Below are 602 nucleotides of genomic sequence, written 5' to 3'. Positions count from 1 at the left end.
TATTTTAACAAGTTCACTTAATGGATCTTGTACACGTCTACCTATAGATACAGCACTTCTCTCTTCAACTTTAAAATCAGGAAATTCTTCTCTAGCTATATCTGAAGCTGAATAAACCGAAGCACCAGCTTCGTTGACGATCACAAATTGACAAGGTAAGTCATGCTTTTTAATCATTTCATCAACAAATTGTTCTGATTCTCTACTTGCTGTTCCGTTACCAATCGCAACTAATTCAATATTATGTTTCTTGATCATATCTACAAATATCTTTTCCGCTTGATCAGTTTTAGATACTGGAGGATGAGGATATATCACATTTTTATCAACAAACGAACCATATTCATTAATAACAGCCAACTTACAACCCGTTCTGTATGCTGGATCTAGTCCTAGTATTTTTTTACCTTTTAATGGTGCTTGTAATAAAAGGTTTTTTAAATTCTCAGAGAAGATCTCAATTGCATGTTCTTCAGCTTTTTGTGTTAATTCACTTCTAATCTCTCTTTCAATAGAAGGTAAGATTAATCTTTTCAAGCTATCTTGAATGGCTTCTTTAATGACTTCAATATGTTTATGTTCTTTTTTCACAAATTGAGTTG

1 pseudogene is annotated in these 602 nt (G+C 32.2%); it reads right to left on the bottom strand.

Annotated features, from left to right (window positions below):
- Positions 1–602, bottom strand: a pseudogene (locus tag KA900_RS14680) (RNA-binding transcriptional accessory protein); the annotation flags it as partial.

It is taken from the genome of Staphylococcus sp. GDY8P120P, assembly GCF_017892065.1.
Lineage (GTDB): Bacteria > Bacillota > Bacilli > Staphylococcales > Staphylococcaceae > Staphylococcus > Staphylococcus nepalensis.
The sequence above is the reverse complement of the archived record's forward strand: the minus strand, read 5'-3'. Positions and strand labels throughout refer to the sequence as shown.